At 61.3% G+C, this 25,031-nt stretch carries 18 protein-coding genes and 4 pseudogenes; 4 read left to right on the top strand and 18 right to left on the bottom strand.

The annotated features are described in order from the left end of the window. Nucleotides 1–160: 160 nt before the first annotated feature. Nucleotides 161–405 (bottom strand): annotated as a pseudogene (locus EOA79_RS33440) (hypothetical protein); the annotation flags it as partial. Nucleotides 406–681: 276 nt separating this feature from the next. On the opposite strand from EOA79_RS33440, the gene EOA79_RS05185 reads away from it, so the two are divergent. Beyond that, nucleotides 682–1,278, top strand: coding sequence for an omptin family outer membrane protease (locus EOA79_RS05185; RefSeq protein ID WP_091600473.1), 597 nt, complete (start codon nt 682–684; stop codon nt 1,276–1,278). Nucleotides 1,279–1,655: 377 nt separating this feature from the next. On the opposite strand, the gene EOA79_RS05180 is transcribed toward EOA79_RS05185, so the two are convergent. Next, a complete protein-coding gene (locus EOA79_RS05180) occupies nt 1,656–1,964 on the bottom strand; it encodes a helix-turn-helix domain-containing protein (protein ID WP_236473435.1) in 309 nt (102 codons plus the stop codon). Between the two features lie 620 nt (nt 1,965–2,584). Here EOA79_RS05180 and EOA79_RS32640 point away from each other — a divergent pair. Both EOA79_RS32640 and EOA79_RS05170 read left to right on the top strand, forming a co-directional pair. After that, on the top strand, nt 2,585–2,830 hold the full coding sequence (locus EOA79_RS32640) for a hypothetical protein (RefSeq protein WP_164893824.1): 246 nt from the start codon (nt 2,585–2,587) through the stop codon (nt 2,828–2,830). Beyond that, nucleotides 2,775–3,596: pseudogene (locus EOA79_RS05170) on the top strand (class I SAM-dependent methyltransferase); the annotation flags it as partial. The gene EOA79_RS32640 and the pseudogene EOA79_RS05170, both read left to right, overlap by 56 nt. Before the next feature lie 440 nt (nt 3,597–4,036). Here the strand turns inward: EOA79_RS05170 and EOA79_RS05165 are convergent. The 11 genes and pseudogenes from EOA79_RS05165 to EOA79_RS05115 form a co-directional block, all read right to left on the bottom strand. Further along, on the bottom strand, nt 4,037–5,467 hold the full coding sequence (locus EOA79_RS05165) for an FAD/NAD(P)-binding protein (protein ID WP_091600474.1): 1,431 nt from the start codon (nt 5,465–5,467) through the stop codon (nt 4,037–4,039). Next, nucleotides 5,464–6,639: pseudogene (gene ssuD / locus EOA79_RS05160) on the bottom strand (FMNH2-dependent alkanesulfonate monooxygenase). The gene EOA79_RS05165 and the pseudogene ssuD overlap by 4 nt, the downstream one beginning before the upstream one ends. Before the next feature lie 32 nt (nt 6,640–6,671). Continuing rightward, nucleotides 6,672–7,919, bottom strand: coding sequence for an SfnB family sulfur acquisition oxidoreductase (locus tag EOA79_RS05155; protein WP_128292927.1), 1,248 nt, complete (start codon nt 7,917–7,919; stop codon nt 6,672–6,674). Continuing rightward, entirely contained in the window at nt 7,916–8,707 is a 792-nt protein-coding gene (locus EOA79_RS05150) for an ABC transporter ATP-binding protein (RefSeq protein ID WP_128292925.1), read from the bottom strand. Before EOA79_RS05150 ends, EOA79_RS05155 begins: the two co-directional genes overlap by 4 nt. A gap of 66 nt (nt 8,708–8,773) precedes the next feature. Then, nucleotides 8,774–10,105, bottom strand: coding sequence for an ABC transporter substrate-binding protein (locus tag EOA79_RS05145; RefSeq protein WP_091600477.1), 1,332 nt, complete (start codon nt 10,103–10,105; stop codon nt 8,774–8,776). Nucleotides 10,106–10,158: 53 nt separating this feature from the next. Further along, nucleotides 10,159–11,207, bottom strand: a pseudogene (locus EOA79_RS05140) (branched-chain amino acid ABC transporter permease). A 3-nt stretch (nt 11,208–11,210) separates the two neighbouring features. Next, on the bottom strand, nt 11,211–12,107 hold the full coding sequence (locus tag EOA79_RS05135) for a branched-chain amino acid ABC transporter permease (RefSeq protein WP_128292924.1): 897 nt from the start codon (nt 12,105–12,107) through the stop codon (nt 11,211–11,213). Then, nucleotides 12,107–13,009 (bottom strand): ABC transporter ATP-binding protein, encoded by a 903-nt coding sequence (locus EOA79_RS05130; RefSeq protein ID WP_091600479.1) that lies wholly within the window; start codon nt 13,007–13,009, stop codon nt 12,107–12,109. The genes EOA79_RS05135 and EOA79_RS05130 overlap by 1 nt, the downstream gene beginning before the upstream one ends. A 56-nt stretch (nt 13,010–13,065) precedes the next feature. After that, nucleotides 13,066–14,166: a dimethylsulfone monooxygenase SfnG gene (gene sfnG / locus EOA79_RS05125; RefSeq protein WP_127335040.1), complete on the bottom strand. Its 1,101-nt coding sequence runs from the start codon at nt 14,164–14,166 to the stop codon at nt 13,066–13,068. A gap of 25 nt (nt 14,167–14,191) precedes the next feature. Beyond that, nucleotides 14,192–14,761, bottom strand: a complete 570-nt coding sequence (gene msuE / locus EOA79_RS05120; RefSeq protein WP_236473434.1) for an FMN reductase — start codon at nt 14,759–14,761, stop codon at nt 14,192–14,194. Between the two features lie 565 nt (nt 14,762–15,326). Beyond that, nucleotides 15,327–15,779: an amidohydrolase family protein gene (locus EOA79_RS05115; protein ID WP_236473437.1), complete on the bottom strand. Its 453-nt coding sequence runs from the start codon at nt 15,777–15,779 to the stop codon at nt 15,327–15,329. A 647-nt stretch (nt 15,780–16,426) separates the two neighbouring features. On the opposite strand from EOA79_RS05115, the gene EOA79_RS05110 reads away from it, so the two are divergent. After that, nucleotides 16,427–18,574, top strand: coding sequence for a S46 family peptidase (locus EOA79_RS05110; protein ID WP_091600481.1), 2,148 nt, complete (start codon nt 16,427–16,429; stop codon nt 18,572–18,574). A gap of 1,032 nt (nt 18,575–19,606) precedes the next feature. Here the strand turns inward: EOA79_RS05110 and EOA79_RS05105 are convergent. The 5 genes from EOA79_RS05105 to EOA79_RS05085 form a co-directional block, all read right to left on the bottom strand. Further along, nucleotides 19,607–20,005, bottom strand: a complete 399-nt coding sequence (locus EOA79_RS05105) for a hypothetical protein (protein ID WP_091600482.1) — start codon at nt 20,003–20,005, stop codon at nt 19,607–19,609. A 565-nt stretch (nt 20,006–20,570) separates the two neighbouring features. Further along, the gene (locus tag EOA79_RS05100) at nt 20,571–21,062 is read right to left on the bottom strand and encodes a hypothetical protein (RefSeq protein WP_091600483.1); all 492 of its coding nucleotides are present in this window, start codon (nt 21,060–21,062) and stop codon (nt 20,571–20,573) included. Next, entirely contained in the window at nt 21,035–21,424 is a 390-nt protein-coding gene (locus tag EOA79_RS05095) for a hypothetical protein (protein WP_091600484.1), read from the bottom strand. The genes EOA79_RS05100 and EOA79_RS05095 overlap by 28 nt, the downstream gene beginning before the upstream one ends. Nucleotides 21,425–22,103: 679 nt before the next feature. Then, nucleotides 22,104–23,291: a DUF2235 domain-containing protein gene (locus EOA79_RS05090; RefSeq protein ID WP_091600486.1), complete on the bottom strand. Its 1,188-nt coding sequence runs from the start codon at nt 23,289–23,291 to the stop codon at nt 22,104–22,106. A gap of 676 nt (nt 23,292–23,967) precedes the next feature. After that, nucleotides 23,968–24,996, bottom strand: a complete 1,029-nt coding sequence (locus EOA79_RS05085; protein WP_091600488.1) for a patatin-like phospholipase family protein — start codon at nt 24,994–24,996, stop codon at nt 23,968–23,970. Between the last annotated feature and the right edge of the window lie 35 nt (nt 24,997–25,031).

Below are 25,031 nucleotides of genomic sequence, written 5' to 3'. Positions count from 1 at the left end.
CTACAAGACCAGCGTCGAAAAGCTCTATGCAGCGGGCGATGTGCGCCGCGGTCAATCGCTGGTCGTCTGGGCGATCCGCGAGGGCCGTCAGGCAGCGCGTTCGATCGACGAGGCGCTGATGGGATCGAGCGTGCTGCCGCGCTGAGACCGTTTGGAAACGCTACTCCCGCGGCCATCTGAGGGCGCTTTGCCCTTCAGGTGTCCCGGGGGCAGGTTTACGGACGATCGCCGTGGTCGTTTCGGTTGTGGCCGCGGCCGCAGGCTGCCGCCTTGGCGGCCAAGAAAAATCGTCGGCGCGGCCGGGCGAAGCAGCGGGCGCCTTGCCCTCGACGACGAATTTTTCACCGGGCCCGGCTTGGCCGGCGCTGCGGCACCGAGGAGTTCCGAACCGCCGTCGAGTGCCGGTGATTTCGAGTCGGCGTCGGTAGCCGGGGCGGCGGCCTCAGTCTTTTCGTTCGAGGGTGGACTACGCTACTGGCCCAGTACCGGCAAGCATCGAAGGACCTTTACAATCATAAAGGTACGTCACCGGTCTCGCGGCTCACCTATGACGATCTAGACGCGCATTCGAGTGAAGTCTTCTTCAACGCGATCCACAATCCGACTGGCATTTTCGTAAAGGCCTCCTCGGTGCCGGCGGCATCAGGGAGGGTTTTCTCATGACGAGGACTTCTTACGGAAATGGGGGGCTACTCAAACACATTCAGTGATCAGCGCGGGGGCGGCGTCAGCTATTTCACCGCCGATCTTGGATATAATTTCTTGAACGCGCCGCGCTACCGCATCGGTGCTTTTGTTGGCAACAATTTCTGGCACGAGAGCTACGACGCTTTCGGTTGCACGCAGCAGGCGACCAACTGGAGGACCTGTGTGCCAACCGTCCCGACCTACGTCAACCTCATCAGCCAGGACAACGATTGGCATTCGCTGCGACTCGGCTTGGCCGGGCAGACGCAACTCACCGCGCGACTCAGCCTTTCTGGTGACGTGGCGTTCCTCTTCACGCGGCTCGACGGCAAAGATCAGCACCACATGCGCCCCAAGATCAAGCTAATTCCCGAAGACGGCGATGGGCATGGCGTCCAGCTCGAGGCGGTGTTGAACTACAAGGTCACGGATTTGTTCAACATCGGCGTCGGCGCCCGCTACTGGGCCGTGGCGAATAACGGCACGGCTCATTTCGAAGAGGCAATGGGCGGTCGTGGTTCCCCGCAGGCCGACGATTGGAAGGCAAAGCGCTACGGCGTGTTCGTGCAGGCCAGCATCAAGTTCAACTGAGAGAGCAAGAACCGGGGAGAGCGGCGATGCCACTCCAGCTCATTACGATCATTGGATCAACAGAAGGAAGTTTTCCGAAGAGTTCTGCAGGCGTGCGCAAAGTCGCCAGACAAAGTTCTCTGGTCCATAGTGTACGTGCCGTCACGCCCGTTCTCGACATGGTTGAATGATACGTCCCGCGCGATAGATCAAAGTCGTTCTTCATTGGTTTTCCGGAAATCGCGGGAGCACAGCGTGCAGTGACCCTCGGCTGCTGGTTTTCTGTCAACGCGCAGATGAGGGAGAATGAGCGTACAGCAAAAATCATCAGTGCTGTCGCTTTCGCCAAAGCCCGCCGCAGCTAAACGGGGCCCCACGTCCGGTAGCGCCCCTGCCGGTCACCTCACGGATGCCGAGTTCGGCACCAGCCCGAGCGCAGCACGCTGGCTAATTTTCAGCTCGGCCGCGACCAGACCTGCCGACACCAGCGGCCGCGCCAGCACCAGCTCGATCAGCGCCGGCAGGCTCGAGTTTTTGCGCCGGTTCCTGAGCCGGCGCTCCATCTGGCTTTTGGCCAGCGCCTGGATGATTGCAAGGCTGAAACAGTCGATGGAACGCCCCTCCAGCGAAGCCGAACCGGACGAGGCGCGCGCGCCAGGTCCTTCGGCTGCCATCGGCACGCTGGGTTTAAGTGCTTGGGGTGACACGGCGTGATCTCCGCCGTTGGCGGGAACAGGCGGTAGAACAGCTGGATGTTCTCAAATGCATGCGGGATTGCCCAGATCTGGCCGCCCTCCCCCGTTGCGATCTGACCGGCTTCCATCTTCCAGGTAAGCGCCGCACGCAGGCTCGGGAAGGAGTCGTTGTAGTCGTATCCAGCATCGGGTAAAAACGGGTAACCGGCACTTAAAGGCGTTGTAGTGTCGCCACCAGAAATACTGCTCCGTGGTGCTGGCCTTTGCGTGGGGGCGCAACACGGCAACTACCCGCTCAAAACGGTTGGTCCTCTACCTCTTATTCACCGTCGCTTTCCTCGCGGCCTAACCCGGCCGGAATATCCGTTGCCAGAAAAAGGCCTCGCGGCCGGTTCGAGGCGCATCCCTCCTCCGAAGCAGCACGCTCAAGTATCGTCACAAGCCCCGAGCGCTTCGCGTTCGGCGATGTCCAAATTCCGACAATGTCGGATACAGTCAGATCTACTGGATTGCGTTTGAATGGTTTTCTCATTTGGCACAGTACATGCGGGTCATCCGCAAAACACGTGACCGACCAACAAGAATTCGCATGATCACCTTACCACAACATACAGCCGCCTCGGAACAATCACTTGGCCCTGATCGCCCGCCCCGGCACCACAACCGGAGTCATCGATGTTCTGACGGGCTGCCCTAGGATACCTGCTGCGACAGGGCTTGCCCTGGTGACGACCACTCCGGCTCCGCCGGTTACCGACGAGGGCAACGTGACGGATTTCCTGCTTTTCAACGGCATGGAGGTGGCTGTCATTCCCGACCACCGAAGCGAGCGACAAATTCTATCTCAACGCCGAGCAAGAGCTGGTGTTCGCCGATGAAGACAGCCCGGCCTTCATGGCAGGCGCATTCGAGTTCCTGTCCGCGCTGTGGCTCGATGAAGAAAAGGTGAGGCAGGCATTCCGTCCGGCAATGGCGTCGGGTGGCACGATCATAGCGCGTGTCTGTTTCGCGGTACGGAACGGTTCTTCCGTCCAGGCTACAATGCCAATCTGATCGACTCCTGGCTGCCGGCCTTGGAGGGCGTCGTCGAGAAGCTCGAACGCGGCGTGGACGTCGCGGATGTTGGATGCGGTCATGGTGCATCGACCGTGCTCATGGCACAGGCCTTCCCCAATTTCGCGCTTCGTCGGCTTCGACTATCATGCCCCTCCGATTGAGCGCGCCCGCAAGGCGGCCGAGGTAGCCGGCGTCGGCGTCAACACGCGGTTCGACGTCGCCGCCGCCAAGAGCTATCCCGGAACCTACGACCTCGTCACATTCTTCGATTGCCTTCACGACATGGGCGACCCGACGGGCGCCGCCACCCATGTCCACGGATCGCTCAAGCCGGATGGCACGTGGATGATCGTCGAGCCGTTCGCGCATGATCATCTGGCGGCGAACCTCAATCCCGTCGGACGCGTTTACTATGCCGCTTCCACGTTCGTGTGCACGCCCGCGTCCGTGTCGCAGGAAGTCGGGCTCGCGCTTGGAGCCCAGGCCGGTGAGGCGAGGCTGCGCAAGGTGGTGACCGGTGGCGGCTTCAAGCGATTGCGTCGCGCCGCGGAGACACCGTTCAACATGGTGCTGGAGGCCCGCCCTTAGCGTGGCCGTCGCCAGAAATTGCAGCTCATCGCATTTGATGAAGATCACCGCCAAAATCCGGACGCATCGGGCTTTTCAAGGCGTCTGGGTTCACGCAGAGGTCGCTGCCGAGCCGCCTTCTCTAAACCACTGAAGTCGATGTCCGGCGGCAGATTCTTTCCCTCTCTGCGGCCACAAGGCGAGCAGCCTCGCTGTAGGCGTCTTCCCGCCCAGTGCTTTCTCGACCCGCCGCGGTGGGCTGATCGTCTCGGATCGTCATCAAAGCGGTGGACGCCGGTGCGAAGTCTGGGCATGGAGATCGGCACCTCCGAGGTCGAGCGGATCTGCTAAAAGCGCCAGGAGCGGCACGCGACCAGTGGCCTATTTACGACACGATGGGCTTCCACCTTCGCAATACGCTCGGTGAGTGTCATCTGGATAGCCTCATCGTGTTTGCAGCTTCACGACGCCTTACGACGCAACGCCGTTTGGTATCCAAGCCATTGGTGGATTTCAGCGGCTATACGCTCGGCATGCGCGGTGACTTCGGGAATTCCCATCAATTCGCCAACGCTGCCGCGCGCCAGCGGCCCGCTGACGAAAATGCTGTCGGTCGGTCGGCCGGAAGTGCTGACCGCACGGCCTTGGCTGTCGGTCGCCAGGCCAAGGCCAATCGGGTCTAGCCGGACCAGTCCCATTCGCCCGAGATCGGCAATTGCTGTGTTGGTCCGGAAAATATCGGCATGCGCCGGCCCGGTCGTGACGACCACCCTGTCGAACGTCTCGGTTGTCTGAGTGGGTTGGCGCCTTGGCCGCAGCGTGACCCGAATGCGCCCGTCGACCTGCTCGGCGCCGACGATCGATGCGGCGCGATAGGCGAGCATGCCTTCGGCAACGCGGCGATCGAGCACGTCCGCGACCTGTGGCGCGATGCGGAAGCGATGCACATCCCACAGCGTGCGCAAATGGCGCACGAGGCGGCGTTGCTCGTCGAGCGGCAGGGCCTGCCAGATGATTTGTCCCTGACGTCGGACGGCATCGAGGACCGGGTGCCAGTCTTCGCCCCGACGCTTGGCATCTAGGATCGTGGCCCGGATGCGTCTGAGCATCACTGTTGCGCTGCGTGAAGGCAGACTGATGAAATCACCAATCGGGTCGCCCGGGAGCACCGCGTGGCTGCGCGAACGATAACCATGACGTGACAGCGCGACGATGCGGCTACGATGCCCATTGCGGTCCAGCGTGGCAATGATATCCGCCGACGTCAATCCAGTGCCGACTACGAGCACTTGGTCGTCGCGGCCGATCGCTTGCAGCCCTCCGAGATCATAGGGATTGGCCACCAGCCGGGCAGCAGCAGCCACAGACCGCAGGGCCGATGGCAAGGCCGGTGGCGGATGCGTCGCCGCAATCACTAGGGCGTCGGCTGCGAGCGTCCTTCCATCAGCGAGAATCAGGATGTAGCCCTGGCCACTAAGCTCGACTGACGCGACGGCGGACCTGACATGACGGATCACTTTGCCGAACAGAAAGGGTTGGAGATAAGATTCCACGTAGCGCCCGAAAACGCGTCGTTGTGGGTAGAGTGCTCCATTTGCGGCAATAGCCTCGGCATCGTCGAGAATCGCGCCGGTCTGCTCCAGCCAATCGGCAAAGTGGCTGTCCTGGCCGGAGATCAGCGTCATTCTCGACGCCGGCACATTGATGCGGTGTGAAGGATCGGCCGTCGAGTAGGCCAGACCATAGCCGAGCCCCTCTCTGGGCTCGACGACCACGATATCGGCAGCACCGGCGGGCAGCAGCCGCGCAAGATGAAACGCGGTCGCCGCACCGGAAAAGCCGCCACCGATGATGGCTACGACCGGTCCCCTGCCCAAGTCTCTGGCGCTCAAGACTGACTCGCGCGCAGTGCCGAAGGCCGATGGTCGCCGGCCACCGTTTCGCCGAACGGTCCCATGTTCACTGCCGTCGGGCGCGTCGAGATTTCATGATCGAGCGGCAACAACGGCAACACCAGTTCGCCAAATCGATAGGCCTCCTCCAGATGCGGATAGCCGGACAGGATAAAGCTATCGATGCCAATGCGCCGGTATTCGTCGATCCGTTCCGCAACTGTCGCCGCATCGCCGACCAGGGCGGTGCCGGCGCCGCCGCGCACCAGGCCAACGCCAGCCCACAGGTTCGGACTGATTTCGAGCTTGTCGCGGCGGCCGCCATGAAGCCGGCTCATGCGCGACTGGCCGACGGAATCCATGCGCGCGAAAACCTTCTGCGCCTCGGTTATCGTGTTGTCGTCCAGGCGGCTGATCAGGCGGTCGGCATCGGCCCAGGCCTCATAATTGGTCTCGCGGACGATGACATGCAGCCGGATGCCGAAGGTCACCTGGCGCCCGGCTTTCTCGGCAAGACCGCGCACATAGGCAATCTTTGCCGCGACGTCCGCCGGCGGTTCGCCCCAGGTCAAATATTTGTCGATCTGTTCGGCGGCGACCGCGTTAGCGGCATCGGACGAGCCGCCGAAATAGAGCGGCCGATGTGGCGTCTGCACGGGCGGAAACAGTAGGCGACCGTCCTCGATACGGAAGTGCTTGCCTGCGAACGCTACGGTCTCGCCGCGAAGCACCGCCTTGTAGATGTCGAGGAATTCCCGCGTCACCTCATAGCGCTCGTCATGGCTGAGGAAGATGCCGTCGCCCTTGTTCTCGACCGGATCCCCGCCGGTGACGACGTTGATGAGCAGCCGTCCGCTGGAAATGCGGTCGAGCGTCGAGGTCTGCGCGCGGCTAGCGTCGGCGATTGCAGGCCCGGCCGGACGGCGACAAGGAAGCGAAGCCGCTGCGTCAGCGGTGCCAGCGCCGACGCCACGACCCAGCTATCTTCGCAACTGCGTCCTGTCGGCAGCAGCGCGCCATAGTAGCCGATGGCATCGGCGGCTTTCGCGACTTGGGTGAGATAGGGCAAGTCGACCGCCCTGCCCCCCCTCTGAGGTGCCGAGATAGCGGCTGTCGCCATGAGTCGGCAGAAACCACAGGACCTTGATCCTGTCGGGAGTGGCAATGCTCATGAATGGTCCTCTGTGATTTGGAGGCGCTTCGCTCAGCTCCAGGCATGGAGCGGCGGATTTACGTCGTTGAGGTAGTAGTTGCCGAGGATCGCGTATTTCCAGCGCACCGGATCGTGCAGCGTGTGGGTGCGGGCGTTGCGCCAGTGCCGGTCGAGATTGTGCTCGGCCAGCGTCGAGCGTGTGCCGGCGAGCTCGAACAGCTTGTTCGTGGCAATGATGGCGATCTCTGTCGTGAGGATCTTGGATTCGGCAACCGCGATCTGCGCTTCCGCGACGGTCTTCTCGTTCGGGTCGGCCACGGCGAGATCTACCGCAAGCCCGGCCCTTTCCAGAACCGCCTCTGCCGCGTTGGCCCGCAGGCGAAGGTCGCCAATCGCCTGGATCGTATAAGGATCCTGCCAGGCATGATCGACGCCGCTGTCGATCCAGGCGCGCGACTTGGTGCGCACGAAGCCGACAGTCTCGTCGATCGCCGCCTTGGCGATGCCGAGATCGACCGCGGCCTGGATGATCTGGAAGATGGCGCCGTCGGCCGTCGGCCTGTCATAGCCCTTGTAGCCGGGGACAAGATGCGTTTTGGGCACCTTGACATTGTCGAGCAGGACCGTGCCGGACAAAGTCGTCTTCTGTCCGAAGCTCGACCAGTCGTCGATCACCGTCAGTCCGGGCGCGCCGCGATCGGCGATGGCATACCAGGCGCGCCCCTCGTCATCGAGCGCCACGATCGGAACCAGATGGGCAAGCAGAGCACCGCTCGAATAGAATTTCTGGCCGTTGACCACGACATGGTCGCCGGCGTCGACGAACTTTGTCTCGAAGTCGGCCGCGCGCTTGGAGCCGAACTCGGAGAACGCGTTGCCGAAGCGCGTGCCGGACAGCACCTCAGCGAAAAGCAGCTTCTTCTGCGCCTCGTCGGAGACGGTGCGGATAGCGGCGACGACGCCAAGATGGTTCTGCGGAATCTGGCCGAGCGACGGATCGGCCGCCGAGATGATGGTGATCACCTTCGACAGGGTCACATAGGAGAGCTCCGGCCCGCCATAGGCTTTCGGCACGTTGATCGACCACAGGCCGCTCTGCGAAAACGCATCGAGCTCTTCCTTCGGCCAGATGCGTTCACGATCCCGCTTGGAGGCATCCCTGGCGAATTCGGCGGCGAGTTTTTCGGCGACAGCGATTGCCTCGGCATCGGCCTTGATCACATGCGCCTTGGCAGAGGGTCGTTCGACCGGCGGGACGGCACTGCGGCTATCCGACGCCTGCCTGGATTGGATGGTCATGCTGCTGTCTCCTTGGGAAAATGTTGCGGTGGAAGCGGCGCGCCGCCGAGGTAGTAGGTTTTGATATCGGTGCGCTGGCGCAAGTCGGCAGCCGATCCTTCCAGCACGCTGACGCCGTTCTCGAGCACGGTGGCGCGGTCGGCGTATTTCAGCGCGACCGCCGAATTCTGTTCGGCAACGAGGATCGAAAGGCCTTCGTCGCGGTTGAGCCGTTTCAGGGCGCTGAAGATCTCGTCGACGATCAGCGGTGCCAGCCCCATCGACGGCTCGTCCAGAACAAAGAGTTTCGGCCGCGACATCAGACCCCGGCCGATAGCCGTCATCTGCTGCTCGCCCCCGGAAGTGAGGCCGGACCGGGTTCGCCGCTTCTCGGCGAGCCTTGGGAAAAGTGAATAGACACGATCCAGGTCCGCCTTGACGCCCGTGCGAGAGGACGAGCGTCCGAGCGCGCCGGTGAAGAGGTTCTCTTCGACCGTCAGCGAGCGGAAGCAATGCCGGCCCTCGAGGACTTGGACAAGGCCGCTGCGGACTAGGTGCGAGGGGCTTGCCCTTGAAACATCCTCGCCACCGAAGGTGATCCGACCGGCGGTAATGGCGCCGCGCTCGGCCGGGAGGAGATTGGATACGGCGCGCAGCAGTGTCGTCTTGCCGGCACCGTTGGAGCCGAGCAGCGCGACGATCTCGCCCCTGCCAACCAACAAGTCGACGCCGTGTAGGGCGGCGATGGCGCCGTTGTAGACAGCCTCCACGCTGCTAACTGACAGTATCAGGTATTCCGGGATGGACATCGATGACTCCGCTCGGGAAGGTGGATGGCGCGGCCGGCCAGATTTGTCGGCCGCACCATACCAAATTCAGTTGCTGACCACCGCGTCGGCGTCCTCGGCCGTGCGGATCTTGATGCCCTTTTCCTTGGCATACGCCTCGGACGACTTCTCGATGATCGGACGCAGCAGCTTCCAGTCGGGAGCGATCCAGTCGGAGACGACATTCCACTTCTTGCCGTCCCATTGCTGGAAGGTCACGTAGCCGTCACCCTCGTGATTGTCCCAGGAGACGTTGATCGAGTGGAACAGGTCCTTGGCGCCGAGTGCCTCGACGCGCGCCGGATCGAGCTTGAGATGCTCGAAGCCCCAACGCACTTCGTCGCCGGTCAGCGTGCGGTTGCCGAACTTGGCCTGTGCGATGCGGACCGCCTCGACATTGAGGATGCCATTGACGATGCCGAGATTGTGGTAGACCGAGCCGATGCGGCTTTTGTCCTCGAGATTGCCTTTGCCGTCGCCGTAGACCGTTTTGACGATCTCCTGGACCACCGGATACCGCTCACCCGAGGCCTGGGTGGTGATGGCCGTATAGCCCTTGGCGGCATCGCCGGCGGGGATGACATCCTCTTCGGAATTCGACCAGACATTGCCTATGATGTGATCGGCCGGGAAGCCTGTCTTCTGCGCGGTCTTCAAGGCGACGGGGTTCATCACGCCCCAGCCGCGCAGCACGACATAGTCAGGATGCTCGCGCCGGATGGTCAGCCACTGCGCCTGCTGCTCGTTGCCGGGATGCGGCACCTCGATCTGCGACAGCTCGAAGCCGTATTTCTGCGACAGCAGCTCATAGATCGGGATCGTCTCCTTCCCATAGGGCGAGCCGTGATAGAGCACGACGATGTTCTTGCCCTTGAGCTTGTCGAGGCCTCCTTCCTTGGACGCGATGTAGTTCACGATGCCGGAGGTCTCGCTGTAAGGATTGAGCAGCAGCGGGAAGACGTAAGGGAACACCCGCCCGTCGGTCGTGTCTGTGCGGCCGTGGTTGATGGTGATCAGCGGCACCTTGTCGTCGGTGATGCGATCGATCATGGCATAGGCGATGCCGACCGAGAGTGGATTCCAGGCAGCGATGCCGGGATTGCTCTTCAACCGTTCATACACCTCGACGCCCTTCTCGACCTCATATTGCGTCTCGCCTTCGCTCCAGGCCAGCTTGGCGCCATTGACGCCGCCGTCGCGGATGTTGATCAGGTTGAGATAGTCGATGAAGCCACCGAAAAAGCCGGTTCCGCCGGCCGCATACGGACCGACACGGTAGCTCTGCAGGGGAAAGTATTGTTCTTCGGCGTGAACCGCCGTCGCGCCGAGCACGAAGGCCGTGGCGATCGCCGCTTTTCTTAGGTGACTGAAGAAGGTCATTGCTTACGTCTCCTGATGGGTTGGTCCGAGCGGAGGAGGAAGTTGAGCGGCAATCAGCTGGACCTTGAGCCGATCCGTCGTTTGAGGCGGTCGAAGAGGGCCGACAGCCCGCTCGGTTCCGCGATGAGGAAGATGATGATAATGGCGCCGAGCACGATGCGCTGGCTCATGTCGAGAACGCCCGAATCGAACAGGCCGCCGAACAGGAATGCGCCGAGCCGGGACAGAAAGAGCGGGAGGACAACGATGAACGCCGCACCCAAAACGCGCCACGGATCGAGGCCAGCCCGCCGATGATGATGATGAACAGGATCTGGAATGAGCGGTCGAGATTGAAGCCTGCCGGCTCGACGGTGCGCAGATAGGTGAAGGCCCACAGCACGCCGGCGATACCGATGATGAACGACGAGATGGCGAACGCCAGAAGCTTGGTTCGCAGCACCGGCACACCGATGACGCGTGCGGCGGTTTCGTTGTCCCGCACGGCGATGAAGTTGCGACCGGTCGCGCTGTTGACCAAGCGCCAGACGAGGGCCGTCAGCACCATGACCGTGGTGACCGAAAGCAAATAGCGGCCGGTCGCGCTGTCGAGCGAAAGACCGGCGACGGCCAGGTGCGGCGCCGAGATCACCCCGGACGGGTTGTCGTTGGAGAACCAGCCGAACTTGGTCAGCGCCCATTGCACGAAGAACTGGGCGGCGAGCGTCGAGACGGCGAGGTAGAAGCCGCGCAGCCTGAGACTGGGCAGGCCGAACACGACGCCGAAGCCGGCGGCGGAAATTCCGGCCAGGATCATGGTCACCGCCAGCGGCAGGCCTTCGACCCTGAGGTTGAAATTGTAGGCGCCGAACGCGCCCACCGCCATGAAGGCGGAAGAGCCAAGCGAGAGCTGGCCGCAATAGCCGGTCAGCAAATTGAGGCCGACCGCCGCCAGGCTGAGCGCCAGGAATGGCAGCAGGATCGCCTCGACCAGATAGCCCGAAGCATAGGCAGGGACCACGCCGTAGGCGACGACGAACAGGGCGGTCGCCAACGCCAGCTTCTGAACGAGTTTCGCCCAGTCGACTGGAAGCCTTGCGGCGTCGAGAGCTTGCACGGCCATGGTTCAGACCCTTTCGACGGTTTTCTGGCCAAACAGGCCGGAGGGGCGCACCAAAAGCACAACCAGCGCCAGCGCATAGGCGAACCAGCCCTCGATGCCGCCGCCGACGAACGGGCCGAGATAGACCTCGGCCAGCTTCTCGCTGGCGCCGATGATGAGGCCGCCAACGATGGCGCCGAGGATGGAATCGAAGCCGCCAAGCACCAGCACCGGCAGCGCCTTCAGCACGATCAGCGACAGCGAGAACAGGACGCCGAGACGCGCGCCCCACAACAGTCCGGCGACCAGCGCGACGAAGCCGGCCGCCGTCCACACGGTGCCCCAGATGCGAGGCAGCCGCAGCCCGACGGCGAGGGCCGCGAACTGATCGTCGGCGACGGCGCGAAACGCAAGGCCGATCCGCGTCCAATAGAAGAAGGCGCTGAGGCCTGCGACCATGGCGGCGGCGATCGCCGCCGCCAGCAGGTCGAAGGATGAGATCAGTATGCCGCCGACCTCGAAGGGGGTGTCGTCGATGCCGAGGTCGAGCCCGTGCACCTGCGTGCCCCAGATAAGCTGGGCGGCACCTTCGATGATGTAGGAGAGCCCCAGCGTCGCCATGAACAGCGTCATCGGCGAGCGGTTGACCAGTGGCCTGAGCACGGTCCGCTCGATGGTGAAGCCGAGCGCGACCATGACCGCGAAGGTGATGAGCAGCGAAAGCGCGAAGGGGATGCCGCGTTCGACGAGGCTGACAAAGGTGAGCGCTGCGAACAGCACCATCGACCCCTGCGCGAAGTTCAGCACGCCCGACGTCTTGTAGATCAGCACGAAACCTATGGCGACAAGCGAATACATGACGCCAGAGAGCAGGCCGCCGACCAGCACTTCGATGACGAAGAGGAAATCATAGTAGCTCATCAGATGTCCTCGCCATTCTCGCCCTCGGCGGTGCCGATATAGGCCCGGATCACTGCCGGATCGGCCCTGACCTCGGCCGGCGTCCCGTCTGCGATCTTGCGGCCGTAGTCGAGCACGGCGACGCGGTCGGAGAGGCCCATGACGACGCCGATGTCGTGCTCGATCAGGATGATGGTGACGCCGTGCCGGTCGCGCGCGGCGCGCACGAAGCCGGCCATCTCGGCCTTCTCGGTCGCCGTCATGCCGGCCATCGGCTCGTCGAGCAGCAGCAGCTTCGGCTCGGCGACCAGCGCGCGCGCCAGCTCGACCCGCTTCTGCAGGCCGTAAGGCAAGGTGGCGACGAGGCGGTCGGCGACGCTTTCGAGATGCAGGAAGGCGACTATCTGATCGGTCTTTTCGGCGATTCCCGCATCTTCGCTCCGGGCGCGTGGCAGACCTGCAATATGTTCGACGAAACTGGCGCGCCTGGTGTGGACGCGGCCGCACGCGATGTTGTTGCGCACGGACAGACCGCCGAATAGCGCCAGGTTCTGGAAGGTTCGCGCAACGCCGAGCCGTGCTAGACGGCTCGCCGGCACCCGGGAGAAGGACTGCCCGCCGATCGCAATCCTGCCGCGGTCGGCGTGATAGAGGCCGCTGATGATGTTGATCAGTGAGGACTTGCCGGCGCCGTTGGGGCCGATCACCGCGCGGATCTCGCCGACTTCCACTTCGAGATCAACATCGCTCAGCGCCTTGACCCCGCCAAAGGAAATGCCGATCCCGCTCAGCGCGAGAACCACATCCGGCCGTGACGACAGGCGTGCCAGACGCCTGTCGCCGACGGGGTTAGCCACCGCGAGGATGGCGGAAATTTCGGACGCGCGCTCGTATGCGGCCGCTCCCAGCGAAGCACCAATCATGAAACATTCCTGCTTTTGAAGGCGTGTCGGCTGCGGCCCCGTGGGCCGCGCCCGTCCTATTCCGCGGCGACAAGCTCCCTGTCGCGAGCTGCTTCCAGTTCGCGCACCAGAGGAATGACGCGCTTGCCGAAGAACTCGACCTCTTCCTGGAAATGCAGGAAGCCGAGCAGGATCAGGTCGGCACCGGCGTCCTTCAGTTTCAGGATGCGTTCGGCGATCTGTTCCGGCGTGCCGATGAGATTGCTGCGGAAGCCGTCATTGTACTGAACGAGATCCTCGAGGGACGACTTCGCCCAATTGCCTTCGCCTTCCGGCGAGGCCTTGCCGGCATTCTTGACCTGATCGGCAAAGCCCTGCACCGCCTCCGGATTCGCCTTGGCGATGATCTCGTCGAGCACGGCGCGCGCTTCCTGCTCGCTCTCGCGGGCGATGGCGAAAGCGTTGACGCTGATCCTAACCTTGTGGCCGTTGGCTTTCGCCTTGGTGCGGATGTCGTCGACCTGCTTCCGGATCTCCTCCGGGGTATTGCCGTTGGTGAAATACCAATCGGAGACACGAGACGCCATGTCGCGAGCGGCTCGCGACGAGCCGCCCTGGAATATCTCGGGCAAGGGCTCGATCGGCTTCGGCTTCATGGAATAGTTGGTGAAGCGGTAGAAATCGCCCTTCAGCGTGAAGCTGTCTTCCGTCCAGATGCCGCGCAACGCTCGGATAAATTCCTCCGACCGGCGATAGCGCTCGTCATGATCGAGCCAGAGTTCGCCAATCGCGGCGAACTCGCCTCGGAACCAGCCGCTGACGACATTGACGGAGACGCGGCCATTGGTCAGGTGGTTGATGGTAGCGATCTGCTTGGCCGCCAGCGCAGGGTTCCACGGACCGGGCAGGATCGCTGCGATGACCTTCAGCGTTGTGGTCGCGGCAAGCAAGGCATGGCTGAACGAGACTGATTCGTGCTGGTTGTCGGCCCCATAGCCGGCTGTGAAACGGATCTGGCTCAGCGCATAGTCGAACCCGTTGGCCTCGGCAATCTGGGCGAGCTTGCGGTTGTAGTCGATATCCCAACCCGTCCGCTGCTCGATGTTGGAGATGACCAGGCCGCCGGAGACGTTCGGGACCCAGTAGGCGAATTTGATGGCGTCGGAATGCGAACTCATGTCGTCGTTTCCCCTGTTGATTGGCTCAGCCGACGCGGGTGGCGACGGCGGCATTTGCGTGACTTGAGTTGAGCAAGGAGACCGCGTCGGTAGCGGCCCTTGCAATACGCTCGATGATGGCTGCGCCGACGATTTCGCCATCGACGAAATCGTCGGGCGTGCCGTAGACGCCCGTAGGGACGGTGACAGAGCCAAAAAAGCCGAACAATGGCCGGAGCTGATGTTCGAGCACCAGGCCATGGTATGGGCTCCCGCCGGTCGCCGCGAGAAGCACGGTCTTGCCCGTCAACGCGCGATAGTCGACCAGGTCGAACAGGTGCTTGAGAGCGCCAGTGTAGGAAGCCCTATAGACAGGCGTTCCGACCACGAGCAAATCGGCCTTCTCGACACGCTGGATAATCGCTTCTCCAGATGCGCCAAGTGCGCCGCGGGATAGTCCGGCGAAAAGCGACGGTGCTGCCTCCGTGATCTCAATCAGACCGGTGTCGGCAAGCAGGCGCAACGCGACCGCCTTGACCAGCGCATTGACGACCGCCGTGGTGCGGGACGGGTTGCTTACACCGCCGGATATTCCAAGAACCGATAATCGTGCCAAGTCATCTATCTCCCACACATGCGCCATAGGCCACCACCGAAACCAAACGATATTCTACGAAATCTGTAGACATAAGGTACTTTGTTCTGATGTTTTCACGTCAATGGGAAAAACGGCGCTGCTAGGAGCGGCACGCCCACCGCATTCGATCTCAAATGGGATTAACTTGGCAGGGGCCGTAGGCGTCACCCGCGAGTTCGACTTTGGTGAAAACAGGCTCCGCCGGCGCGATATGAGGAATGTCGTCCAGCCGTTTGTGACAGCGCTCTCCACCGATGCCACGCAATCAAATGAGCGCGTGTATTATGACGGCTAGGCGTGCGAGAAACGTCCTCAGGCATTGCCCTACGAAGGAGCCGATATTAGCGCCGAGATTTCAAGGCTGGTCAGGGACGATTGAGAGTTTTGAGCACCGGCAGCACGAAGGCGGCAATCGCAGCGTCATGCCTTCGGAACCATCGGTAGCTGCTCAATACGTTCTGTTGTGCTCCTGCCTGTATATGTGTTGCGTAATTCCCCTGAATGGCAACGGATTACCTGCGTCTGGTTATTCATTCTTCACCACTCACCCGCCCTTGATGATCTTTCGAAGCCGGGCGGGATCGGACAAAATCGCGAGGTCCTTCAACGGATTGCCGTAGACGGCGATGAGATCTGCGTGAGCGCCAGGCGCGATGGTGCCGATGAGGCCTTCCATGTTGAGCACGCGGGCAGCATCCACCGTCGCGGATCGGATCACGTCCCGAGGCTTGAGAACGCGGCCGCGCAGAAGAAATTCCTCTGATTGGTGCCTATGCATCTGGCCAAGCAGATCGGAGCCGTAGCCCATGGTCACGCCAGCGCTTTGAAGCGTTTCGAGCGCCGACAAGCCGGCATCGAGAACGAAGCTCACCTTTTCAAGGGATTCGGCGGACATGCCGTATCTGGCTCCGTCCCGAGCGACGACAGCAAAGGTGATGTTCGTCGGGACGACGAACGCGCCTGCCTCGCGAACCCGGTTGGCGGTTGTCGCTTTGATGAGGTTTCCATGCTCGATTCGGATGGTCGACGTTTCATCCCAGATTTACTTTCGCGCCTCACGCCGGCACTCGCGCACATAGTCCGCCGGGTTATGTCGCCAAGCGCCGAGCGGATTTGCGGCAAGGGGAAGTCCGGGCACTCCTCGCACCCTCGTCCTCGCGCAACACCGCACGTAACAGAAACGATAGCACGCATTCTCACAATTAACGACGGCTGTTCGGCAGTGGGCTTCGTCGCGAGCGAGGACGAGAGTGTCGGGTCTACAACCAAATGTCGGAGGTCGGACCCAAATGTCGGAGGTCGGACACGCAAGGCCCTTACCACGTAGGTGATTGAAAGCTTTATTGACGAGGCGCTCCAATGGCCGGCCCGCAATGCGGGAGATATTGTTAGAGGCGTCTCGAATGACTTCTCCGCGGGACCCGAAGGGCGTCTCAGGCATCCTTTGGCACGATTAGTGCAACGGATGATCCGCAAACGTTGCCGATACAATGTGAGGGGAGCGTCACCCAGATTTTTGTGTTGACCGTCCACTCACTCTTCACCCAGTGGCTGCCGCGCAGGCGCTTGCGGACGCCGGTCAGCCCGATAGCTCATCGATCCAGATCAGCGGAGAACAATACACAGAATGGGAACGAGATCAGCATGAACTCGAATTTTAGTCGTTTGGCCCAAGCCACCGCTATGAACTTGCTCTGGACGTCGGCGAACGAAGGCATGTGGATGCCGGCCCAGATTACGGAACTTGGCGCGGCCATGCGCGCGAATGGACTCCAGCTTGATCCCGCGCAGCTCAGCCGTCTAGACACTGCCCCGCTCAACGCGATCGTATCACTGGGCGGATGTTCAGCTTCCTTCGTCAGTCCGCAAGGACTGGTTGCGACCAACCGTCACTGCGTGCTGGAATCGATCCAGTACAACAGCAAGGAGAGTCAAGACTATCTCACCAAGGGATTTCTAGCGAAAAGCCTTGGTGAAGAATTACCCGCGGTGCCCGGCAGCCGCATCTATGTGATCGAGGATATCCGTGATGTGACCGCCGACATGCTCAAGGGCGTATCGGACAAGCTGAACGGCTTTGCCCGCTATGAGCGGCTCGACAGGAACCGGAAGGCGCTGATCGCCGCATGTGAAGAACAGCCCAATCGCCGCTGCGACGTGGAGTCCTATTATGGCGGCGCCTCCTACTATCTCCAGCAGAAGCTCGAAATTCAGGACGTGCGCCTAGTCTATGCGCCCGCGCTCGGCATCGGTAACTTCGGCGGCGAAACGGACAATTGGACGTGGCCGCGCCACACAGGCGACTTCGGTTTTTACCGCGCTTATGTCGCTCCTGATGGTTCCTCCCGGCCTTATGCGCGCGACAACGTGCCCTACCGGCCGAAGAGCTGGCTGCGCATTGCCTCTAAAGGCGTGCAAGACGGCGATTTCGTCATGGTCGTCGGCTTTCCCGGAGAAACCAATCGGTTCCGCACGGCGGATGAAGTACGGTTCAATTTCGCGCGGTACGAACCGCTGTTGCAGCATTTGCTGTCGGATTATGCGGCCCAGATAAACCAAACCACGGCAGGCAATCGAGAAGCGCAGATCCGCTACGCCTCCATCCTGCAAGGCGTGGAAAACTACAAGAAGAAGTTGGCGGGCGATCTCGCCGGGGCCAATGCGATCGGGCTCGACGTGCGCAAGGCGATCGAGGAGAAAGCTTATCTCGACTGGGTCGCCGACGATCCCGCGCGGCAGGCGCGCTATGGCGCAGCGATCGGCGAACTGGGCGCCATGGTGGACGAGAATAGCCAGGCCTCGCTCGAGGGGCTGCGCCAGGCGCTGCTGAACCGCGCGCAAATGCTCTCATCCGCGCGCACTCTGTATCGCTGGGCCAAGGAGCACGAGAAGCTCGATGAAGACCGCGAACGCGGCTTTCAGGATCGTGACCGTAACCAGACCGTGGATCAACTGACGCAGATCGAACGCGGTTACCTGCCCGACATCGATCGCAAGCTATTTGAGGCCGCGCTCGATGAATATCGCCGGCTAGACGCAAAGGACCGCGATACTGCGTTCGAAACGGCTCTGGACCAAATCGGCCTTGACCGACTTTATGCAGAAACCAAACTCGCCGACACGGCCACGCGGCTCGGCTGGCTCGACAAGCGGGCTGCTGCCTTCGAGGCGTCGGACGATCCTTTCATCAAGCTGGCGGTCGCGCTCTATCCCGGCGACATAGCTGCGGAGCGCGCGGCGAAGGACCGCGCTGGCCGAGCGCAGGCGGCGCGCGCGACTTATATGCAGGGCCTGCGCGCCTACTGGCAGGCGATTGGCCGGCCGGTGTATCCCGACGCGAATGGATCGCTGCGCATCACCTGGGGCAAGGTGTCGGGGCGAACACGCGACGGGCAGATCTGGACGCCATTCACCACGGCTGAGGGACTTCTGGCCAAGCACACTGGCAAGGGCGAGTTTGATGCGCCCGCCGCCGCCGTCGCTGCGATCCGGGCCAAGAATTATGGCCCCTATGTCGCGCCGGAGCTGGGCACTTTGCCGGTCGACTTCATGTCCACGGTCGACATTACCAATGGCAATAGCGGCTCGGCCACGCTGAATGGGCGCGGCGAGTTCGTCGGTCTCGCCTTTGATGGCACGCTCGATGGAGTGATCTCCGATTGGGCATATGCCGCAGACCGCAGTCGAAGCATCCATGTCGACAGTCGCTTCATGCTTTGGACCATGGACAAGATTGACGGCGCTGCCTGGTTGCTCAAGGAGATGGGAGTGCTGCCGGCGTCGCGTTCATGAGCGGGGTAGTCTGGCGGTAGGCGGCCTGTCGGCGTCATACCTCCACAAATCCCCCTTGGAATTTTAGACAAATCCCGTGTGGAAGCGCCGCCTCAGCCGGTCTTGCAGCGCCTGCCGGTCGGCGACGAGGTCGTCGCAGCGACCCGGCGCCGCTGCCCGGCCATCAATTGTCCAATCGGCGCCCACGTGCCAACACAAACACGCCGCAGTCATAAGCATTCGGCTGTCGGGTCATGGGGGCTGCCTCGAAGGTGCCGTTCAGCACCCTTGCGAGCTGGTTTGCAGGCTCGTCGTTGTGGCCCTGTCCGGGAGGAGTCGTGGTGATAGGCGACCCGCTCCGGGTTGCGGCCATCAACGAGCAGCAGCGAGCAATGGGTGCTGTCGCTGGTACGATTGCCATTGCTCACTGGCACGAATAGGAAGTCGGCTGGGCCGACAGCTCGATTATAGATGACCTGCAATGTCTCTTGCGCGTTCTGCGACCCTGCGTAACGCATTTGATCCACCTCGCGACCCAAGTTCCATGTTCCAGTCTGCCAATTATGCGACTTTAGAAGTACAAACCATGAACGCTGTGGCCGCGTGGTTATTGAGTTCCAATCGCTATTTAGTCTGCTTGCATGTTCCGAAATGACCGCGTTGGGCCCGCAAGCTGACAGGCGGCTTTGCGGACCACTGGGTAGAAAGGAGTCATCCGCCACGACGTTGCGCACAGCCCGGAGGTGCAACTCCAACGCATGATGCGTATCTTATAGCGAGTTTAGGTCTATATGGAACTCAAACGCACCTCCGGTCTGCAGATCACCACGTCGTATTCAGCGCGTGCGCATTTTCGAGAAGTCGGCACCGACGACTAGCAGGTTCTCATGTTCCATCTTGGCCCCTCCGGCATCATCCTTATTGATACTGCTTGGCACCATGACTTCGAACCTGACCGACGTCACAAGGTCATCGCTCACACTCGACACCCACGCTCAACCGGAATCGTCAATATGCAGCAACATTTCTGCATCGACATCAGCTGATACGTCATCAGCAATAGTCATCGATCGAGTCGCCAAGGTCCTCTCCAGCTAGTTCGCAGAAGTGCTTCAGAGCGCCCTTGAGACTGAAGAAGGTGAATTCGCTTCGGTGATGGAAAAGGCCATCATGGATTGAAATGTGGGCCACTGCCCAATTCTTTATGGCGTCGCCGGCAAAATGAGTGAGTACGATCAGGTCATCGTCCTTGAGATTCCGGTCGACGACGAGGCTCGTGGAGAGCTGGTTGCGCGCGAAGATACTTCCGAAAGAGAGGCGCGATTCATAAAGAAGAAGGGCGTCGTCGGTGAATTCGTCCGGGCACGCCGGAAATTCGGTTGGAACCTTCCAGCGGACCTGGACCGCAAGAGGGGTCAGAGATGGGTAGAGTGTTTCTGCCTGGTTAAGCATTCTTCAATCCTCGCGGCGTGAGTGCCTCAATGATCAGCCTTGCCGAGAAACGACACTTGGTAAAGACTTGCGACCGCAAAGATCGGGTGGCCGTGTCACTAAATGCATATAGCCCTAGCGACTGCTATACCTGATTGAGTGTTGCGCGCCCGCCACGCTCGGACTGAGCGATTTGACGGCGATGCTTGCACCGTCAACAACGTGATTCGAGACAGCATGAGACATGGCTGCATGAGTGGCCCAAGGGTCACCGCCTAACCCGTAACATCCTGAAATCCGTTGCGGCCTGCTTGGTGGCGAAGCCGTACGTCCACCACCCTTGCCATCGACGTCCAGACGGATCCCCTGGATCGGCAGCTTTCAGGAAATGGCTTGGGCAATTCGAGCGGCTGGAATGAGGCGCAAAGCCGCCGTTCACCTCTCCTTCGAGTCAGCGCTCCGACCGGCCAAAATCGTCGAGGCCTCCAACAAGGTGAAATGGGTATTTCACACTGACGCGCAACCCGGGGTGATGAAGGTATGCCAAAACCCACCGAGCCTGATTGGCGATCCAGCGTTAGCCGTCTCAACCTGAAATCGCGGCAACGTTTGCCGACGACTGATCCAATGCCAACCGCTCCATTTCCGGGCGACTGTGTTCACGGGCGGCAAGAATCTGGGCTCTTGTCTGCTTGAGTTGCTCAAGACCGAGAACCAAGGCGCCCTGCAGCCGCTTGCGGTCGCCGAGAATATCCTGGTCGATCTGCGCGATATCGCGTGGATCGATCGCGCGTGAGGGATCGAAGACAAAGCGGGCTTCGACGGACCTTCGCCAATTTAACAACTTCTGCGCCGTTTTGGGTTCGAATCCGGACACGCTGTAGAGCTTGTTCCTCTCGACATCGAGCGCTGTTTCGACGCCATACGACTCCAGGACCTGTTTCTTTCCCGGTCCGATGCTCTCGATCTTTGCCGATGAGATTTCAAAGTTGTCCAGGAACCGGTGCAGTTGCGCCTGACGGCGGTTGCGCTCGAGCTCCGAGATCCTGGCTACCGTTTGGAAGGTAAGATGTCCCATTCGCGCCTGAGCCCGGCGAGCACCGTTTTTTGCCTGTCGAAGGCATCCGGCCCGGCTCTCTGCATCCACGTGGTTTGCGCGTTTTTCCACTGGGTGGCGGCCTCGCCGGCGATGCGCCGGTATTCCGCAGCCTCACTGTCCCTGTTCAAGAAACCTCTCAACCCCAGAAAAACCCCCAAGGCAATGCCCAGCACCCAGATCTGCGCCATCATCAAGCCAGCGACGCCGACTACTGCGGCCGCTACTCCTGCCCGGAAGTTGGTGCGGCGCGCGTGCCCCTTGAGCTTCAAGGCGTTGGGATCTGGTGTCACATTCTTCTCGGGGACGGTCGGCACCGGCCCGGGATGCGGGATGGCGTCCACCTGCGCTGGAATCCGGCGATATCGAAAAGCGTCGCCCCGCTGGCGGGAACAACGGTTGAGAACAGCGGGACGCCAGTGGCGCCTTCCATTTTGCACCAAGGGCACGGCGATGAGCCAAGTGACCAGTGGCTGGAATTGGCGGAGCACTGCTTGAGGTTCGCTTCAAGTTCGGCCAAGGCAGCCACCCAGTCCCGGGCCACGGGCCTGCCAGCCGACGTTCCTTTTTGCGAGAAGGCATCCTCAAACATTTTTGCAAGTCGTGGGCCGACGGTGGAACGCGCCCCGAAACCCGAAGCTTCTTGCAGGCCGAGAAGGAACTGGACGGCAAGGGCTGGCTTCCCGCAGCGTTGCGGGCGACGGTCAAAGTAGAAAGCGAAAGTATGGCAATCGCCGCCGACTAAGCACGGTTCGCATTCAAGGTCAGGGCAGCGATGCCCCGACCTTGAATGCGTCCGGAATGTCTTTCGAGCCGGTATCGAACCCGCCAAGGCCAGGCGAGCGTGCCCCTGGCCCGCCCCTCGCGCTCCCCCTCCCGTCTGAGGCAGAGCGCAAAGCATCTACTATCTAGGTGGACGACGTTTACTCCATTTCCGCCCACGGCGCATCTTTCGCGCTCTGCATGTCAGCCGGAACGGCCAGATCCTGGAAGCAGACGGCGGCACTGCACGCCACTCAGCGGTCAGTGGATCTCGCCAACCGCCTTTCCAGGCTGTTCGGCATCGACCCAACCCATCACCGCGTCAAGATCGACGCCCTTGCGAGTCGACCACTCAACCAAATTGGCGGGCCGGTAGCTTGACGAGTGGCGATACCGCTCGAAGACCGAGCCATCAATCGTCTCATTGACATTGATGTACGTCGCATCCGGGTCCCGGCCGGGAGGGGATGCAATGGGCCGAAGATGCCTCTTGCTGAGGATGGCGTAGGAGCCGCGCATGAACTCCCGGTAAGAGTCTGAAATCGGAGCGTCGAGGGCCCCGTCGTCCACCTCGATGTCGCTCCTGAACGCGAGACCGTGGGACCGGGCCTTTTCGATGATCCAGCTGAGAGGAGCCTGTGCAAGCAGATCATTCGGGTATCCGCCGCCCACATTACCGTGGGCGCCAGCAAACCAACGCTGCTCGACACTGCTGTAGGGACGCGGCGGTGCGATCACCGCCTGGGGATCGGTAGGGATTCTCTTCGTCCATAACGTCGGCATGAAGCTGTTGCGATGCTCATCGAGGGCAAGGGCGTGAAACGCATTCTCGATTGGCACCCTCAAGCCCGTGTCCAGAAATCGGAAACTGGTCCGACTGATGCCTTCCCAGCTGAACGCGGGAATGCCGAGCGCGCCGACAGTGTCCCAGACGGCCACCAGCTTGATCGGCACGCGGCGGGAGTATTTCAGCATCCAGCGTTCTTCCAGGGCAGAGGCCTTCAGCGGGCCTGCGACCAAGTCGTCATGAAGCTTCCACACGGTCAGCGCGTCGCGTCGGCGGTACCGGGCGAACAACTGGTTGACGCTTAACGGGGCACCCGGCCTCAACAGGCCACACTTGGTGATAAAGCCTGTCAGAGAACGCGCAGTGAAGGCGCCACGGCTGAAGCCGAACACGAAGATGTCGTCACCATCGTTGTAGTTTTCGACCAGCCACTCATAGGCATCAAGGATATTCCTGAGCAGCCCCTTCCCAAAGGCTCCGCCAATGACTCCGTTCACCCCGATATCATAGTAGGCGAGCTGGGCTGGGTTTCCGGTGTCTTTCGTTGAACACAGGGCGCGCAAGCGCCAGACATTGGTGTTGTCCGACACGGAATTCCAGGTTCCATCAAGGAAAACCGCCAGCCGCTTCTTACCCGGTCCCGCTGCCGATAATGATTCCATTTCGCTTCCTTGAAAAGGAAGACAGACCACGACATATGGCGGCTGTCCAGCGGTCCTAAGTCAGCGCCCTCCGGAGATTCTGTCCGGTTGCTAAGAAGGTGGGGTAACGCGGCCACAGATGGTGACAAAGGCTGAACTGCCCCAAGCGGCACGAGGCGCGAACAAGATCGAGTAGTCGCGGCTGCTGGTCGTGGGCCGGCCGATGGTGATCATGGACACGCCGACGTAGCTCCCGGTCTTGAAGCGGCCGATGAATTCGACAGGCATCGCCTATGTAGCGGAAGCACCCGTCGCGCCGGTCGAGCTTGAACCTCAGTGTCGGGTTCGGTTGCGTTGGTTCTTCCTGGGCCCTTGCCGGAGCAGATATGAGAATGGCGGCGCCGACAGCCCAGAGCAGCGGCCATTTGGAGGCACTATGGCGCATCACTTGGTCTCGGGGTCGGGCTCACCAAAGGTCTTCACGAAGATGGCCTTGCCAGTGCCTGAAATTTGCTTCTGGATGTCCCAGTCGAGCTTGCTGTCCCTGATGTAGAGACTGAGGGTACAAATCTCGCCGCGGCAGGCACTTGGCGTTGAGGACTGCTTGTCCTGGATAGAATATGAGGCGATATATCCAACGATAACGTCCTTGCAGTCCGTGTCGGGTAAGCGGCAAGGCGGCGCGTTTGACACTTTGCTACTTAAGGAGTTCCGGTGCATAGGATTTGACGCGTGCCATCGTGAGGGCCCGACCATGTCGCACCAAAACCTCATGCTCTTCGGCCTCCAATCTCTTTAAATCTGTTGCCACCAGCGAGGCGAAAGCGGCGTCGCCAGGCCGTTCCTCGCCTACCCGGCTGTCGATTGAAAACCAGATGGGTTTCGGGCCCTTTTTCGCGTCGTACGACAATTGCAGACGAGCAAATTGAAGACCTCTTACCTGCTCCATCATGATGTTGATCGCCTCCTTGAGCACGATTGTCCCGGACTCCGTCGGATGAGGGGACACGGCGAACGGCTTGCCGCCATCACTTACAAAACACACATCGACGGGATTGCGCCGCGCTCGCATCAACGGGTTCACGCCCAGATTATCGTAAATGCCTCCATCGCTCAGCGTCGCGTATTCGCTCAGGGAATTGGGATAGATGTCGGCATTGAGCCGTAGCGGGGGAAACACGGGCGGGAAAGCCGAGGATGCTGCCACGGCCAAGCTGATTGGATAGTTACTCGCATTCGCGGTGCCGCTCTCGTGCTCCCCCATCGTTTCTCCAGCGTCTTCTCCGGGCGCCAATGCCTTGCCTGCAACAAAGAAAAACATGTTGCCGGTGGCCAGGTTGGTGGCGTTGAGATAGATTCGTGGACCATCTCTGAGAGCGGATAGCCGTGCACCCGCGAACAGATCCCGATCGTAGCTTGCGCCAAGCTTCTCCAGGCGTGTTTCGAAGGGGTCCAGGATACCTCCGATGATCGAAGAGACGGCGATCGACTTTGTCAGCAGATAGTCCGAAAGGCCCTTCAGCACATCCTGTTTGCCCCAATTCAGCGCCAAGTAGGCGCCTGCCACGCTCCCGCCGCTCACGCAGCTGATGAGATCAAGCTTGTCGAGTAAGTCGAGTTCCTGGAGAGCCGTAAACGTCCCTACATGGAACGCGGCAGCACGAAACCCGCCCCCCGAGAGCGCAATTCCAAGTTTCTTGGTTTCGCCGTTGATTAGAACGACCATCGTATACCCCCCATTGAGAATTCCCCGCCGACCCG

The sequence above is a fragment of the Mesorhizobium sp. M1A.F.Ca.IN.020.03.2.1 genome (assembly GCF_004023205.1).
In the GTDB taxonomy this organism is placed as follows: domain Bacteria; phylum Pseudomonadota; class Alphaproteobacteria; order Rhizobiales; family Rhizobiaceae; genus Mesorhizobium.
This window is presented reverse-complemented; position numbering and strand designations above follow the sequence as displayed.

Coding starts and splice junctions, on each gene's coding strand:
- EOA79_RS05130 (WP_091600479.1), bottom strand. CDS start 13,009: ATGATTGGTGCTTCGCTGGGAGCGGCCGCATACGAGCGCGCGTCCGAA.
- EOA79_RS05110 (WP_091600481.1), top strand. CDS start 16,427: ATGAACTCGAATTTTAGTCGTTTGGCCCAAGCCACCGCTATGAACTTG.
- sfnG (WP_127335040.1), bottom strand. CDS start 14,166: ATGAGTTCGCATTCCGACGCCATCAAATTCGCCTACTGGGTCCCGAAC.
- EOA79_RS05185 (WP_091600473.1), top strand. CDS start 682: ATGGGGGGCTACTCAAACACATTCAGTGATCAGCGCGGGGGCGGCGTC.
- EOA79_RS05085 (WP_091600488.1), bottom strand. CDS start 24,996: ATGGTCGTTCTAATCAACGGCGAAACCAAGAAACTTGGAATTGCGCTC.
- EOA79_RS05090 (WP_091600486.1), bottom strand. CDS start 23,291: ATGGAATCATTATCGGCAGCGGGACCGGGTAAGAAGCGGCTGGCGGTT.
- EOA79_RS05105 (WP_091600482.1), bottom strand. CDS start 20,005: ATGCTTAACCAGGCAGAAACACTCTACCCATCTCTGACCCCTCTTGCG.
- EOA79_RS05100 (WP_091600483.1), bottom strand. CDS start 21,062: ATGGGACATCTTACCTTCCAAACGGTAGCCAGGATCTCGGAGCTCGAG.
- EOA79_RS05135 (WP_128292924.1), bottom strand. CDS start 12,107: ATGAGCTACTATGATTTCCTCTTCGTCATCGAAGTGCTGGTCGGCGGC.
- EOA79_RS05150 (WP_128292925.1), bottom strand. CDS start 8,707: ATGTCCATCCCGGAATACCTGATACTGTCAGTTAGCAGCGTGGAGGCT.
- EOA79_RS05145 (WP_091600477.1), bottom strand. CDS start 10,105: ATGACCTTCTTCAGTCACCTAAGAAAAGCGGCGATCGCCACGGCCTTC.
- EOA79_RS05155 (WP_128292927.1), bottom strand. CDS start 7,919: ATGACCATCCAATCCAGGCAGGCGTCGGATAGCCGCAGTGCCGTCCCG.